This is a genomic window from Streptomyces sp. NPDC030809, assembly GCF_055572195.1.
Window position 1 is genome coordinate 1 of the sequence record NZ_JBVIDV010000010.1, and the last position, 14,238, is coordinate 14,238.

A 14,238-nucleotide genomic window follows, 5' to 3' on the forward strand; every position below is an offset into this window, starting at 1 on the left:
CTGCCTCGCTGCGCTCGGCCTGGGCGCCTTCGGCGCCTGGCCCTGCGCTTCGCTCCGGGAGATGGCCGGCCCTTTCGGGCCGGGGTCCTGCGCTTCGCTCCACCCCGAACGGCCTGCTTCGCAGCCTGCCAAGCGCTGCGCGCTTGGCAGTGGAACCGCCTCCGCTGCGCTCCAGAGCACGGACCGCTTCGCTCGGTGCGCTCGGCTTTGCCGAGCCATTGGGCTCCTCAGCGCTGCGCCCTGGGGAACGGTTCTCGCCTCACTGCGTTCGGAGGGCTAGGGCCGCTTTGCGGCCCTAGTAGTGAGTCCAAGCGCTGCGCGCTTGGCAGTGGAACCGCCTCCGCTGCGCTCCAGAGCATGAGAAAACCGCCTCGCTGCGCTCAGCGGCTGCCGCTGCGCTCGGCTCTGGGCACTTCAGGGCTTGGCTCCTCCGCTTTGCTGTGGAAGCAGTGAAGCGCCTCCTCTGTGCTCGGTGGGTTCGGCTGAGCCCAACCCAGCGGGCTCACCCACTCTGGGGACTGGGGAGCAGTGCCAGCGAGATCCTCCGCTGCACGGAGGAAGGGACAGCCGCACTGCGCTCCGCCGTGGCCCTTCTGGAGCCCTGCCTCTCCGCTTCACTGCGATAGTAGAGCGCCGAGCTGCCCTCAGCGGGACAGGGCCACTTCGCGGCCCTTAGCAGTGACCCCAAGCGCTGCGTGCTCAGGAGACAACCGCCACGCTGTGCTCAGCGGCAAACCGCTTCGCGGTCCTAAAACCGGCCCTTCCGGCCGGGGTCCTGCCCTTCGCTCCGAACCGGTTCGGGCTCTCCGCTTCGCTCCACCTGTTCGCAGGCTGGAGTGACCCCGTTTCACGGGGTCTGGGCCTCCGGCCCGTTGGGCGGGTCTGCTCTCACTCCCCCAAAGTCCTTCCGGCTCCGCCTCCAGGACGGCCCGCTACGCGGGGGGCTGGCCACGGGGCCCCGAGGGGCATGCCTGACTTGGCCTGCGGGTGGAGCGGACAGGACCGGATTCGAACCGGCGTCAGACCCCCTTGAAGGGGGGCGCGTCGACCACTGCGCTACCTGCCCCCGCCACCAGCAAATACAAGCTACCCCACTCCTGCCAACCGTCCCTCAGGATTTTTCAGTGGGCCCGTCCCGGCCACCGACCTGCACCCGCGGTCTCCTCAGGTGACAACCCCCGGCAAGCAAGCCCCACTCCCGCGGCCCGCGTCTCACACCCCGCACCCCTGACCTCCCCCGCCGAGGAACACCGCCATCCCCCAAGTCGATTCCCGTCGGCCCGGGTGACGGGCAGTTGGAAGCATGCGGGTGAGCGAACGCGGATCATCCCCTCACTCTCATGCCTCGCTCACAGGCGACAGCCGGACAAGGAGCACACACCCCTGCTTCGTTTTGGCTAGCAGATGGACTCTGGATCAACTGTTACCCCGCTGGCTATCGGGGACCTCCCCCCCTCGTGTCGCGAAACAGTAAAACTGCGTAGTACTTAACCAACCCACGTCCACCCCCAGCGCTGGAAACAACACAGGGAGACGCGCCCACGCCCCAAAACTCTTCACAAACACACCGCACCGCCAAGCCCCACCCCACCCATTCAAGGGGTTCCTTTCCCAAGGGAATCCGACCGGCGTCCCATATGCCGGGCAGCCCCTGCCGATGGGGGGAGAACACCAGCACAATCTCACCAGCCTTACACGATCAAGAGGAGCACACATGTACCTGGACGCCGCGGACCCCCGCTGGGACCGCCATGACGGCGGGGCCGCCCACTACGGCCCCGACTGGACAGACGCCGACTTGAATGTGGCCCGCACCCTTTACGAGGCCTTGGACTCCTCCGCCCGCGCCATCTTCGACCTGCTGTTGGGCCACCCCGGGCACGTCTTCACCTGCCACGAGATAGCCGAACACCTGGGGCTGAACACGGACGGTACGAAGCGGACCGCCAGTGTCGTATCCGGCTCCATGACCCTCTTCGGCAAGGCGAACCACAACACCGGGCGCCGTGCCCCGTTCCGCTGGTGGAAGGGCAAGGGAGGCGCCTCCTACGGCGTGCCCGAGCATGTGGCTGCGGTATTCGCACAGGCCTGGAGTCCTGACCGACAGGGGCACCCACCACACACCGCCGGCATGCCACGGCCACGTTTTCAGGACGCGTTGAGCGCATCCGCACACACCGCCTACCCATACGCCTGGGCCACGCGGCTGCCCTGGCGGCATCCCACGCCTCTCGATAGGGTGTAAAGAACGCGTCAACGCGCTCATCTCACCACCGAGCGGACGCGGGGTGTGCCGGGAAGTCTGGTCGGCGTCCTTGGGGCCGTGTGCCCGAATCCTGCCGACGCCCCGGAGGTTTCCCCGCCATGACCGCTGCCCCGCCCCCACCGCGTTCCCCGTTCCTCGGCCTGCTTCCGTGGCCCGAGCGCCGGGCCGTCGTCGAGGCCCTGCGCACCGAGACCATCGGCGGCCTCGTCCTGCTGGCCGCCGCGATCATCGCGCTGATCTGGGCCAACAGCCCCGTCGGGGACGTGTACCAGCAGATACGCGACTTCCACTTCGGCATACCTGCCCTCGGCCTCGACCTCTCGGTCGGCCACTGGACCGCCGACGGCCTGCTCGCGGTCTTCTTCCTCGTCGCGGGCATCGAACTCAAGCGAGAACTCGTCGTCGGCGAGCTGCGCACCCCGGCCACGGCCGCGCTGCCCGTCGTGGCCGCGCTCTGCGGCATGGCCGTACCCGCCGCCCTGTATGCGCTGACCGCGGTCCTCGGCGGCGGCAGCCTCGCCGGCTGGGCCGTGCCCATGGCCACCGACATCGCCTTTGCCCTCGCCGTCCTCGCCGTGATCAGTACCCACCTGCCGGCGGCCCTGCGCGCCTTCCTCCTCACCCTCGCCGTCGTCGACGACCTCGGCGCCATCCTCATCATCGCGATCTTCTTCACCAGCGACCTCAACTTCTGGGCCCTCGGCGGCGCAGTCGCCGGACTGTTCGCCTTCTACGCGCTGCAGCGGTTCCGCGTGCGGGGCTGGTGGTGGTACGTCCCGCTCGGCGTCGCCGTCTGGGCGCTGATGTACAACAGCGGCGTCCACGCCACCGTCGCCGGAGTCGCCATGGGCCTGATCCTGCGCACCACCACCGACCAGGGCGAGGCCGCGTCGCCCGGTGCCCGCACCTCCCACCTCCTCCGCCCCTTCTCCTCCGGCGTCGCCGTCCCCCTCTTCGCCCTCTTCGCCGCCGGCGTCTCCGTCTCCTCCGGTGCCCTGGCGGACGTGTTCACCCGGCCCGAACCCCTCGGCGTCGTCGTCGGCCTGGTCGCCGGAAAGATCCTCGGCGTGTTCGGCGGGACCTACCTCGCCGCGCGCCATACCCGTGCCCGCCTCAACCCGGATCTGGCCTGGGCCGATGTCTTCGGCCTCGCCGTCCTCGCCGGGATCGGCTTCACCGTCGCCCTCCTCATCGGCGAACTCGCCTTCCCCGGCGCGGAAGCCGGTGAGCACGTCAAGGCCGCCGTCCTGGTCGGCTCCCTCCTCGCCGCGGTGCTCGCCGCCGTCCTGCTCCGGCGCCGCAACGGGATCTACCGGCGCCTGTACGAGGAGGAGACCCTGGACGCCGACGCCGACGGCATCCCCGACATCTACCAGCGCACCGATGAGCCCGGTGCCGGGCGCTGAGACGACGGGAAGCGAACAGGAGCGGGCGCGACGCTCCTGGCACGGGCAGTCGTCATCGCAGCCCTGGGGATCAGGACGGCGGTCGCGGAACTGCGCGATCCCGGGGTGTGCCGGACTTGCCGGGGGGCCGTGCCGGCGGGACCCCCGGTCGCCTTCACCATCGGTGGACGCGTACCACCGGACTGACATTCGCGGGCTACCGGTGGAAGGTGGGTATAGCGGCCACGTCGAGGAGAGGGGAGTCGGATGGCCTGGCTGTTCAACGCGGTCGGGGCGGTCATGGTGCTGTACGTCCTGCGGGACGTGTTCCACACCCTGTGGCACCCGACCCGCCACGGTGGTCTGAGCCGGCTGATCATGACGGGCGCGTGGCGGTTGTCCGGCCGCCTCGCGTCCGGCCGCGGGGCCTCGGGGCTGGCCGGTCCGCTGGCGATGGTGGCCGTGGTCGCCTCGTGGGCCCTGACGGTGGTGGTGGGGTGGGCGCTGGTCTACTGGCCGCACATGCCGGGCGGGTTCACGTACACCGCCGGACTCGAGCCCGCCGAACACGCGCGGTTCCTCGACGCGCTGTACGTCTCCCTGGTGCACGTCTCCACCCTCGGCCTCGGAGACATCGCACCGGGTGAGGGGTGGCTGCGGGTCCTCGCCCCCATGGAAGCCCTCGTCGGGTTCGTCCTGCTGACCGCAACGGTCTCGTGGACCCTCGGCATCTACCCGGCACTCGCCCGCCGCCGCGCGCTCGCGCTGCGCCTGTCCCACCTCTCGCGCACCCACCCCACGACCGAGCAGATCGACACGGAAGCGGGGGCGGCGATCGTCGACAGCCTGGCAGCGGGGATCTCGGTGGTCTCGGTCGACTTCATGCAGTACGCCGAGTCCTACTACTTCCACGACGGCGACGACCGCACCTCCCTCGCCCGGCACGTCACCTATGCGGGCAACCTCGCCGACCAGGCCGCCGGCGCCCGCCATCCGGACGTCCGGCTCGCGGCGGCAGTCCTCCGGGCCGCGCTGGAGGACCTCGCGCTCATCCTCGACCAGCGGTTCCTGCACAACGGCGGCACACCGCGGCAGATCCTGGACGCGTTCGCCCGCGACCACGGCCGCCACTCCGGTGACTAGGCGGAGCACCTCCCCCGCCTGACCGCGGTTTCCGGGTCTCGGCATCGGGGGGATCGTGCTGCTCGCCGTCTCGCTGGTGTTCGACGGGTGGCTGTCGCTTCCGGTGGTCGCGGGCTTCGTTTCGATGCTCGGTTTCACGGGGGCGATCGTGCTCGGGTCCACCGGACTCGGGCCGGGAGGGGCGGGCGCCGGGCCCGCGCCGGGGGGGATGCGGGCCCGGCACCTGCATAGCCGCACCGTGGAGGCCGGGACCCCGGTCGCGGTGGGTGTCGTCGATGCGGAGTGACCGGGGGTCCCTGCGGGGTCGGGCCGGTACGAGTCGGGGTCAGGGCTGGCGCATGCAGAGGGTGCCCCAGTGCCAGCCCGCCCCGATGCCGCACAGGACGTACGTGTCCCCGGGGCGCAGTGCGCCGGCCGAGGCAGTCTCGTGCAGGGCGGTGAACAGGCCCGCGGCCCCGGTGTTGCCGAGCCGGTCGAGGGTGATGGGCGCGCGGTCGGCAGGGATGTCCAGGCGGCGGAGCGTTTCGGCCAGGATGTTGATGTTCGCCTGGTGGAAGAAGTAGTGGTCGATCTCCGTGGGCAGCAGGCCGGCCCGGCGGGTCGCTGCGGTGATGCTCTGCGGCAGGCGTGTGGTCGCCGTGTCCCAGACGGCGGGTCCGTCCATGGAGACGTACTGCTTGCCCGAGGCGAGGGTCTCGGGGGTGGTGGGCAGGCGCGAACCGCCCCCGGGGATCTGGACGGCGTACGAGAGCTGCGAGCCGATGTCGTACGAGAGCAGTCCGGCCCCTGGGGTGGCGGCGCTGGTGAGGACGGCCGCGGCCGCGGCGTCCCCGAAGAAGACTCCTCCGGTGCGGTCGGTGGGGCGGATGACGCGGGAGGCGCAGTCCGCCCCGATGACGAGCACGGTGCTGATTGAGGGGTTCTGCAGGAGGTGGGCCGCCTGCAGAACCGCGTGGACGCCGGAGGCGCAGGCGGCCTGGGCGACGTCCATGGCCAGCGCCCTGACGGCGCCGAGCGCGTGCTTCACGATCACCGAGGTGGAGGGGAGCGGCTGGTCGGCGGTGTAGCTGGCCACGATGACCGCGTCCAGCTCCGAGGGGCTCAGGCCGGCGGCCTCCAGCGCGGGGCGGGCGGCGGCCGCGCACATGTCGGAGGTGGCCAGTTCGGGTGCCAGCCGGCGGCGTTCGCGGATCCCGGTGCGGGTCGTGATCCATTCCTCGCTGGTGCGCAGGTTCCGGGTGAGCTCCTCGTTGGTCACGATCGTCGGGGGCAGGTGCAGGCCGGTGCCCGCGACGCCGAAGGGGACCGGCAGGCCGGCGCCGGTGTGGGTGTCGGCGGTCTGCTCGTGCGTCATGGTCATGCGACGGTGCTCCGGTCGGCAGAGGTGAGGGTTTCGAGGTCGGCGTAGAAGCGGCCCGAGGGGCGGGGCAGGCCGAGGAGGATCCTGCGGGCGGCTTCCGCCGTCAGTGCCCCGCCGAGCGCGACGCCCGAGGCGAGTTGCGGCCAGCTGCTGAGCGTGGTGCCGATCCGGGGGACGGCGGCGGCGAGTTCCGGGCTGATGCCGGCGCGGTCAACCATGGTCAGGATCACGTCCACCGACTCCTCGAAGGTGAGGCCGATGAGGTCCTTTGAGGTGGTGTCGCCCAGGAGTCCGTGCAGCAGGGGCCGGTCGGGTTCGAGATCGAAGCGTTCGACGTCGAGCAGGCCGCGGTCGTTCGCGTCCATCACGACCGGAATGCCCAGCGCGCGGGCGTGTTCCCGGGCGGCGAGCTTCACGTAGGGGGTGTCGCACTCCTCGACGAGGAGGTCGATGGGGCCCGCGCCGCCCGTGAAGAACTCCTCCATCGTCTCGTCGGTCAGGCCTCCGGGGTGGATCTCGATGTCCAGCCAGGGGTCGATCTCCAGCATCTGGCGGGCCGCGATCACGCATTTGTTGAGGCCCAGGTGGTGCACTCCCGCCCGCAGCCGGTTCAGGTTGGAGACGCTGAGGGTGTCGAAGTCGGCGAGTTTGAACGCGCCGCCGATGCCCTCCATGGCGAAGGTCAGGGCCGCGCTGCTGCCGACCGAGAGGCCGATGACGCCCACCCTGCGTCCCATCAAGCGGCGCTGCTCGGGGCGTTCGATCCGGCCGCGGTTGCGGTCGGTGCGCACCAGGCGGAACTCCTCCCGGGGCAGCAGGTGCACCAGCCGGCCCGACCACGGGTACCAGACCCAGGTTCCGTAGGCGTACGGCGCGGTGCCGCCGAGCTGCCGCGCCACTGCCCGCGCGACGGCCTGGGGTGAGGAGCGCAACGCCGGCTCGCGGCTGGTGACCAGTTCGGCCAGCTGCTCCTCGATGGTGTCCATGACCTCCCGGACGGCGCCGGAGCCGAGGAGGGCCTCGTGGGCCCGCCGGTCCGCCGCGCGCTCCAGGTCGTACAGCACCGGTCGCCAACGGACTTCGGGGCCGGTGGCGGTGACGGCGGCCGCGTCGCGGTGCACCGGGGCGGGCTTTGGGGAGGAGGGGCGGCCCGCGGTGCCGCGTACGGCCTCGTCCGCCGGGACGGTCGCGGCGGGGAAGGCGTCCTCCAACCGCTCGACGAGGCCGCCGTACTGGCCGGCCGGGGCCGCGGCCCGGTACAGCATGATCAGTACGTCCTCGGTGTAGCGCTCGACGTAGCGGCGCGTTCCCGGGACGGCGCGGAAGCCGAAGCGTTCGTGGAAACGATCCTGCCCGTCGGCCGTTCCGGAGGTGCCGATCATCGCCTTGGCCCCCAGGCAGCGTGCGGCGGCGATGGCGAAGGCGTTGAGGTGGATTCCCAGGCCCAGCTTGCGGGCCTGGTGCTCGACGACCAGCCGGCTGTGCTCGAACGTTTCACCAGCGCCGAGGCCGTGCTCGCGCAGCACCTCCTCGTAGCGGTCCGCGCCCAGGTAGGCGCGGGTCTGGAACAGCTCGCCCGTCTCGGGCGTCGAGAGCCGTACGTAGCCCAGCGGCGGCCCGTCCGCCGTGCGGCGGCCGACGAAGTGCCAGGCCCCGAAATCGAGTTCCTGATCGTCGGCGTACGCGCCGTCGGCTGTCCGGAAGCCGGGACGACGGCCGTGGTCGAACAAGATCCTCGCCCGGAGTTCCCGGATCCGGCCGACCAGCTCGGCCGCCTCCGTGTCCCCGGGGCCGACGCGGAACGCGGAGACGTGCCAGGGCGTCTCGGCGGCCCTGTGAACCTGCTGCACTGAGAACCGTCCTCCCTTTCTCTGCGACTTCGACATGGCTTCGCTTCCCGGCTTCGCGGCTTCGGTGCCACGACGTCGGGCTTCGACGGGTCAGAAGGGCCCGTACAGCCAGTTGCCGGGTGCGTCGGGGTCCTCGCTGGTGAAGAACTCCACGACGGCGGCGTCGATCTCAGCCGGGTCCAGCGCTCCGTCGCCGTCGCGGTCGAGGCGGCGGAACGACTCCTCCATCTGCTGTGCGGGCAGCCCGCCGATCGCCCGGTTCAGCCGCAGGTACTCCTCGAGGTCGATGAGGCCGTTCCCGTCGGCGTCGCAGAGCGAGATCCAGGCGCACGCGCCCTCGTGCAGGGTCTCCAGCAGGGTGATGGGGCTGGCGCCGGCCGAGCGCCGGATGCCCTGCTCGAAGGCCTCGGCGTCGAGGCGGCCGCTGCCGCAAGCAGCGGGCGCGAGGTGCTCCTGCCACAGCTCGTGCAGGGTGCTGCGGAGGGTGCCGATGCGGGCCGGCTGCCCGGGGAAGACCGAGTCCATCCGGTCGGCCACGGCGGTGAGGTCGGCCGCGTCGAGGAAGCCGTCCCGATCGGCGTCGAGCAGCGTGAACATGAAGCGCATCTTGCGGGTCAGTACCGGGGTGGTGTCGGGCACGGAGTCCTCCTGCTCGCGTCGACGACCGATGATCACGGCCGTGCGGCCCATCCTTGGCGCCGGTGATCATGCGGAGCGCCGCACCTCACCCGTTCGGACGCAGGGAACAGACATCCACAAGTCAATGGAGACGGTGGGCGCATCACCCGTTCGCGTGCATTGCGCAGCCGGTCGCGCGCCCCTCTGATGCCACCCCCAGCTGGGGTTCCGCGTCTCCGGATCCCTGCGGGGCCGCGCACGGGCACGCGCACCGGCGCGCACGGTGACGTGCACGCCGGTGCGGCGCCCGGGACGGGCCGATCCAGGCCCTTAGGGGGGTGCTGAATCGTCACTGCACCCCTGCGCCCCTCCTCTGCCACCCCCCGTCCGGGGGATCCCGCTCCGAGCCCGGCAGGAGGTGGGGGCCGCTGCACTTATGTGCAGTTCCTCGTAAACGTGCAGGTCAGACGCTTGCGATCGTCATGCAGGCTGCTGATTTGCGGGACGGGGGTCAGGAAGGCTTGACCGCCGAGACCGGGGTGGCGGTCACCTTGTCGTCGCACTCGGCCCACCACCCGTCGTTCAGGGCGACCTGGTGCTTCCCGGAGTGCGGCAGCCCGATGACCATGGTCGGAAACGCCTTCGGGGTCTTGCCCGACACGCAGTAGCCGTCGCCCTCCCCCTGGACCTGGACGAAGGTCAGCTTCACCCACGCCTTGCCGTGCGGCCGGACCGTCACGGTGGCCGCCCTGCCGGTGCGGGTGACCTTGAGCGGGGTGTTGTGGGCGGGGGAGCCGTTGCCGGCACCCGCGACCGTCGGATGGCCCTTCAGGACGCACGTCTTCCGGGAGACGTTCGTGAACTGCACGACCGCCGCCCCGGTCCCGGTCCCGACGGGCGGGTGGGCGGCCTGCCGGGCGCTGACCCGGAGGGCGGAGGCCGGGCAGGCGGGCGGCGGGGTGGCGGAGGTGGTGGTGCTCGCCGCCAACGCGGTGCCGGGCAGCAAGCCGGTCACCGCCGCCGCAACGGCCGCGACCGCCGTCGTCGCCAGAACCGCCCTGCGAATGCCATTGCTGTGACGCATGCTGTCGTCCCCCTGAGTCGTCTCGTCCGCGGGTTTCGGTCGGTTGTTGCCCCGCGGTACGCGTGTTACGTGAGTCCAGATGGAACGGGAGAGCGACAGGGTTCCGTGCAGCGACCGCTTGTGACAGAACGGTGACGACAGGCCGGGCTCTTCTCGGAGCGCGCCGATCAATCGCCGACGGCACGGACCGGCCCGTGAGCGAGGCCGTGCCGGCGCCGGCCGCGTGGGGCGGACGAACTCCTCAGCTCTGCGTCTCCTCGCGCCGTGCAAGGGCGGCCGCATCGGGGAGGAGGAGCAGCTTGCCGGTGGTACGCCGAGCCTCCAGATCGCTGTGGGCCTGGGCGGCCTCGGACAATGCGTAGCGGCCCGTTACGGTGACCTCAAGCGCCTTGGAGCGCACCCACTCGAACACGTCGGCGGCCCGTCGGAGCAGTTCGGACCGATCGGCGATGAAGTCCCCGAGGCTGGGCCGGATCAGGGTGAGCGAACCGCCGTGGGCGAGCCGCATCGGATCGAACGGCGGCACGGCACCACTTGCCGCGCCGAAGAGCACGAGATGGCCGCGGGTTCGCAGGCTGGCGAGGCTCGCCTCGAAGGTGTGCGCGCCGACGCCGTCGAAGACAACCGGCAGTCCCCGACCGCCGTTGAGCCGCTTCACTTCGGCTGCGAGATCGTCCACTGCGGAGGAGAGGACCACCTCGGCGGCCCCGGCACGCTTCGCCAGCTCGGCCTTGGCCGCGGTCGAGGTCGTGCCGATCACCCTGCCGCCGAGATGGGTGATGAGCTGGGTCAAAAGCAGCCCCATGCCCCCGGCAGCCGCATGCACGAGCACCGTGTCGCCCGCCTGAACCGGGTAGGCGTCCTTGACGAGATAGTGCGCGGTCATGCCTTGGAGGAGCACGGCGGCGGCCGTCTCGAAGCTGATGTCGTCGGGCAGCGGCACCAGCCGGGAGGCGTCCACGACGGCCCGCTCGGCGTACGTGCCGGGAATCTCCACCCAACCGACCCGGTCCCCGACGGCGACGTCAGCGACGCCGGGTCCCACTTCGACGACCGTGCCGGCGCCCTCGGCGCCCGGGGTGAAGGGCAGCGGGAGGGTGTACCGGCCCTCTCGGTGGTAGACGTCGAGGAAGTTGACCCCGGATGCGGCGACTTCCACGACCGCCTCGCCCGGACCCGGCCGCGGCTGGTCCGCCTCGGCCTCCTGCAGCACCTCGGGACCGCCCACTTCGTACACCTGTATCGCTCGCATGACCCCTCCGACAACGGCTCATCCCCCACCAACCGCGTTGATGGCGATTGACGACTTCTCCCCCACCAACCCCGTTGACGGCGATCCGATTCCCGGCGGGCGGACCATGTACCGAGGCCCTGCCGGGGAAAGGGCTATTGGATCAACGTGGTGTGGGTGGAGCACGCCGTGCAGGAGTAGATCTGCAGATTGTTGCCCCCGGAGACCTCGAGGCCGGGCGGGTTGTGCACGGGGTCGTCGTCGATCACGGCAATGCCTTGGTCCTCGTTCGGGACCCACCCCCTCCGATGGTCGCGGGATTCGTACGAGGCAATGGTCAGCAGCGGGCTCATCGGAGTGCCGCAGTTGATGCAGAACCGGGGATGGGGATCGGTCAGACCCCAGGGCGGCCACCCGCCGACCTTCCACCCGGGGGCTTCGGACAGCTCGGCGGAGTAGTACTCCTGCGGCTCCGCGTAGTCATCGCCCAGCACGATGCCGGCCGCCCGCCAGGTGCTCGGATCGTTGACCTGTTCCCGCAGCTCTTGGCTCAGCTCCAGGAAGTTGGGGTACTCGGTGACCTGCTCCGGTGACAGCACGCACGGTTGCGGCATGTAGCCGTACTGGACGTCGGCCGGAGTGGGCGGGACAGCAAGAACGCCGGTGAGGTGGGCGGCGGTCTGCCAGAACAGCTCGGTCGTGGGTTTGTAGTACGGCGGGTGCTCGGAAGGGCACCACAGCACCTGCAGGAGGTCGGCCCGTCCGGGCGGCCGCAGCTGGGGGATGTCGCGCGCGTACAGCTGGGCCACGGGCACCAGCGGGGAGACCGGTCCCTCGTGCCACTTGTCGCAGTACGGCCACGGCCGCGAGGCGGGCCACAGCAGCGGTCCGCCGACCGAGCTGTCGTAGGGCGACGGAGAGCCGGGACGGGGATGCAGCCGGGTCGCAGTGCGGGCCAGCGGCGCCAAATCGGGGAAGAGCGCGCCGATGTCGCACGGCCGCGGTGGGGTGGTACGTATGCCGTTCACGGGATCGATCTTGCCAGCCGCCTCCGACAACCGGAGTGCCGAGCGGGCTTGCGGCCGAGGCAATCCACCACGGCGTCCCCGTATTGCCCGAAGTAGCCCGGAAACCCCAGTTCACGGGCGAACGCCCGGTACGGCCTCGGGCTCAGCCACCCAGGGGCCCGGGCCGCGGGCCAGGTCACGTACGGTGGTGGCTGCGGCCGTGCCGCGCTCGCCACCGGGCAATGAGTTCACCGGGTGTCCGGGCCGGTGGTGTGCGTTCCGCCGGCCACCGCTCCGGGCGGGTCAAAGCGATGCTCGGCATCAGGTAGCGCCCGCCGTCCGTCTCCAGCACGCACAACGGGACCTCCCGCGCGTCCCCCGGGGGGCCGATCCTGATGACCATCCGCCGAGGCGGCACGGTGGGAATCTCTCCCTCCAGCACGGTGGCCCGGTCACGCGGGACACGGGCCACCGCGACGGTCTTCCCGTCGACCCAGACTTCCGCCCGGCGGCGTCGCTCGTCCTGCACGACGGTGATCGAGTGACCGTCCTGATCCAGGTGGTAACGGTGCCGGCCTGCCATGTCCGCCTCCCGCATGCCTCGCGTTGTCCTCGGGCCGCCGTCCCTGCGGGCTCAGATGACGTACGACTCCAACGTACCGCGCCGCCGGACGTCGAGGGTCGCGCAGTGGAACGAGCCGCCGAAGGGGGCGTAGTGCATCAGGTCGCACGGGACGGGTTCAAAGCCCCACCGCTCCAGCGCCCGCAGCATGCCGGTGTGGTGGCGTTCGGCGATGACCCGGTGGCCGTCCACGACCAGGACGTTCATGCTCAGCCACTTGCCGCACAGGGAGGTGATCTTCAGCAGGCGGTCGGGCAGCGGATCGGGCTCCGGAGCGGTCAGGACGTCCCATCCGTCGAGTACCGCGGGCAGCCGGTCCACGTCCACGTACTCGGGATTGACCAGCACCTTGCCGGGTGCGAGGGGCAGGAACGTCGTGTCGATGTGCATGGGCGTACGGCAGCGGCTCTCGATCTCGTGGATGCGGTGGCCGGGACCGAGGTGACGGCGCAGCCACTCGATGCCCATGCGATTGGTGACGTTGCTGCGCTGGACGAACAGGTCGCGGCCGGCGCGCACGAAGTCCGCCGCGTCGAACACGGGCTCGAACTCGGTGGTGAGGTAGCGCACCGGTCCGTCACCGCGGGGGATGCGGTAGTCGTCGTCGAACAGGTCGTCGGTGAGCTGCGGCTTCGGAGCTGCCGTCCAGCGCGCCCCCCGCCGGAAGTACTCCTTGACGAGCGCGCGGTAGGAGAAGGCCTCGTAGTAGCGGCAGGGCCACGCCATCGGCGTTTCGATGATCTCGTCGCCGATCACCAGCAGGCTGTCGCGCGGGCAGCTGTTGGCGAATCCCCGGGAGGACCAGTCCGGGGTGGCGTGGCGCCGGCGGTGCTCGACCGCGTCCGGGCGCCTGACGGTCACGCCGAGGGACTCCAGGAGGGCGATGAACCGGTCGAGTTCCTCCTGTGCCGGTCCGACCAGGGCGCGCGGGTAGGGAAGGCCGGCGACGAGGCCCTGCAACCGCCCCGCCCAGGTGGGCACGTTGCACGTCACGATGGGGTGCCGGGAGGGGAACGTCGCGCCTTCCAGACGCCCGACGACGACTTCCTCCAGCGGGTCCCATTCGTTGTGCGAACAGACCGGCGATGCGAGGGGGCGGGGGCGTGCCCTGCCGTCGGCCGTGGTGTTCGATGGCGATGACATCGGGCACCGCTCCCCTCGCCCCGGCAGCTCTCACCGGCCGCAGCCCGCCCCCGCTGCGCTGCTGCGGCCTCTCGGACCACGCGTCTGCCCGCCGAAGCGGCCGGTACGCCTCCTCCGGGGAAGGCGCGGCTGAGGGAGGCGAGCCTGCGTGGGGCGGTGTCGGCTGATGGCCACCGTCGAGCAGGGAGGCGATCCGGCCGAAGCTGTTGGCGGGGCGAGGGGAGCGGACAGCGCGGGCAGCCCGACTCCTCGTGTCCGCTCCTCATCCGTGGAGCCGCCCGGTTCCGGCCGCTTCCATGTCCCCGTAGGCCAGGCGCTTCAGCTGGGCGGCCAGGTCCTCCAGCGCACGGGCAGCGGCGAGCTCGTCGCCGATCTCGGGTATGTCGGTGTCCGTGGGGTTGCAGCGGGCCGTGCCGTGGCCGGTGAGGCGGGTGGTGCCGGTGTCGATGTCGATGCGGACTGCGGCGGTGCGGTCCTCCTCGAACAGGTGGATGCGGGACTTCCATTCGGCGGTGTGCGACATGGTGTT

The 14,238-nt window shown here is 71.1% G+C and carries 13 protein-coding genes; 4 read left to right on the forward strand and 9 right to left on the reverse strand.

What is annotated here, in order from left to right; translation table 11 throughout:
• The first annotated feature begins 1,714 nt into the window (after positions 1-1,714).
• The 4 genes from ACZ407_RS15260 (at position 1,715) to ACZ407_RS15275 (ending at position 5,080) form a co-directional block, all read left to right on the forward strand.
• Positions 1,715-2,245 carry a DUF6416 domain-containing protein gene (locus ACZ407_RS15260; protein ID WP_468128539.1) on the forward strand — a complete coding sequence of 177 codons (531 nt, stop codon included), beginning with the start codon at positions 1,715-1,717 and terminating at the stop codon, positions 2,243-2,245.
• A 119-nt stretch (positions 2,246-2,364) separates the two neighbouring features.
• On the forward strand, positions 2,365-3,672 hold the full coding sequence (nhaA, locus tag ACZ407_RS15265; RefSeq protein WP_468128540.1) for a Na+/H+ antiporter NhaA: 1,308 nt from the start codon (positions 2,365-2,367) through the stop codon (positions 3,670-3,672).
• Positions 3,673-3,918: 246 nt separating this feature from the next.
• A complete protein-coding gene (locus ACZ407_RS15270; RefSeq protein WP_468128541.1) occupies positions 3,919-4,794 on the forward strand; it encodes a potassium channel family protein in 876 nt (291 codons plus the stop codon).
• Positions 4,795-4,849: 55 nt separating this feature from the next.
• A complete protein-coding gene (locus ACZ407_RS15275) occupies positions 4,850-5,080 on the forward strand; it encodes a hypothetical protein (RefSeq protein WP_468128542.1) in 231 nt (76 codons plus the stop codon).
• 39 nt (positions 5,081-5,119) lie between these two features.
• Here the strand turns inward: ACZ407_RS15275 and ACZ407_RS15280 are convergent, their stop codons facing one another.
• The 9 genes from ACZ407_RS15280 to ACZ407_RS15320 form a co-directional block, all read right to left on the reverse strand.
• On the reverse strand, positions 5,120-6,154 hold the full coding sequence (locus ACZ407_RS15280) for a 3-oxoacyl-ACP synthase III family protein (protein ID WP_468128543.1): 1,035 nt from the start codon (positions 6,152-6,154) through the stop codon (positions 5,120-5,122).
• Positions 6,151-8,004, reverse strand: coding sequence for a ThiF family adenylyltransferase (locus tag ACZ407_RS15285; RefSeq protein WP_468128544.1), 1,854 nt, complete (start codon positions 8,002-8,004; stop codon positions 6,151-6,153). The genes ACZ407_RS15280 and ACZ407_RS15285 overlap by 4 nt, the downstream gene beginning before the upstream one ends.
• A 90-nt stretch (positions 8,005-8,094) precedes the next feature.
• The gene (locus ACZ407_RS15290) at positions 8,095-8,679 is read right to left on the reverse strand and encodes an EF-hand domain-containing protein (protein ID WP_468128545.1); all 585 of its coding nucleotides are present in this window, start codon (positions 8,677-8,679) and stop codon (positions 8,095-8,097) included.
• Between the two features lie 454 nt (positions 8,680-9,133).
• The gene (locus ACZ407_RS15295; RefSeq protein ID WP_468128546.1) at positions 9,134-9,706 is read right to left on the reverse strand and encodes a DUF4232 domain-containing protein; all 573 of its coding nucleotides are present in this window, start codon (positions 9,704-9,706) and stop codon (positions 9,134-9,136) included.
• Between the two features lie 241 nt (positions 9,707-9,947).
• Positions 9,948-10,934 carry a quinone oxidoreductase family protein gene (locus tag ACZ407_RS15300; RefSeq protein WP_468128547.1) on the reverse strand — a complete coding sequence of 329 codons (987 nt, stop codon included), beginning with the start codon at positions 10,932-10,934 and terminating at the stop codon, positions 9,948-9,950.
• Positions 10,935-11,092: 158 nt separating this feature from the next.
• Positions 11,093-11,965, reverse strand: coding sequence for a YwqG family protein (locus ACZ407_RS15305; protein ID WP_468128548.1), 873 nt, complete (start codon positions 11,963-11,965; stop codon positions 11,093-11,095).
• Between the two features lie 175 nt (positions 11,966-12,140).
• Positions 12,141-12,527 (reverse strand): hypothetical protein, encoded by a 387-nt coding sequence (locus ACZ407_RS15310; protein WP_468128549.1) that lies wholly within the window; start codon positions 12,525-12,527, stop codon positions 12,141-12,143.
• A gap of 51 nt (positions 12,528-12,578) precedes the next feature.
• Entirely contained in the window at positions 12,579-13,709 is a 1,131-nt protein-coding gene (locus ACZ407_RS15315; RefSeq protein WP_468128550.1) for an amidinotransferase, read from the reverse strand.
• Between the two features lie 262 nt (positions 13,710-13,971).
• Positions 13,972-14,232, reverse strand: coding sequence for a dsRBD fold-containing protein (locus ACZ407_RS15320; RefSeq protein ID WP_468128551.1), 261 nt, complete (start codon positions 14,230-14,232; stop codon positions 13,972-13,974).
• Between the last annotated feature and the right edge of the window lie 6 nt (positions 14,233-14,238).

Coding starts and splice junctions, on each gene's coding strand:
- ACZ407_RS15260 (WP_468128539.1), top strand. CDS start 1,715: ATGTACCTGGACGCCGCGGACCCCCGCTGGGACCGCCATGACGGCGGG.
- nhaA (WP_468128540.1), top strand. CDS start 2,365: ATGACCGCTGCCCCGCCCCCACCGCGTTCCCCGTTCCTCGGCCTGCTT.
- ACZ407_RS15270 (WP_468128541.1), top strand. CDS start 3,919: ATGGCCTGGCTGTTCAACGCGGTCGGGGCGGTCATGGTGCTGTACGTC.
- ACZ407_RS15280 (WP_468128543.1), bottom strand. CDS start 6,154: ATGACCATGACGCACGAGCAGACCGCCGACACCCACACCGGCGCCGGC.
- ACZ407_RS15295 (WP_468128546.1), bottom strand. CDS start 9,706: ATGCGTCACAGCAATGGCATTCGCAGGGCGGTTCTGGCGACGACGGCG.
- ACZ407_RS15310 (WP_468128549.1), bottom strand. CDS start 12,527: ATGGCAGGCCGGCACCGTTACCACCTGGATCAGGACGGTCACTCGATC.
- ACZ407_RS15315 (WP_468128550.1), bottom strand. CDS start 13,709: ATGTCATCGCCATCGAACACCACGGCCGACGGCAGGGCACGCCCCCGC.
- ACZ407_RS15320 (WP_468128551.1), bottom strand. CDS start 14,232: ATGTCGCACACCGCCGAATGGAAGTCCCGCATCCACCTGTTCGAGGAG.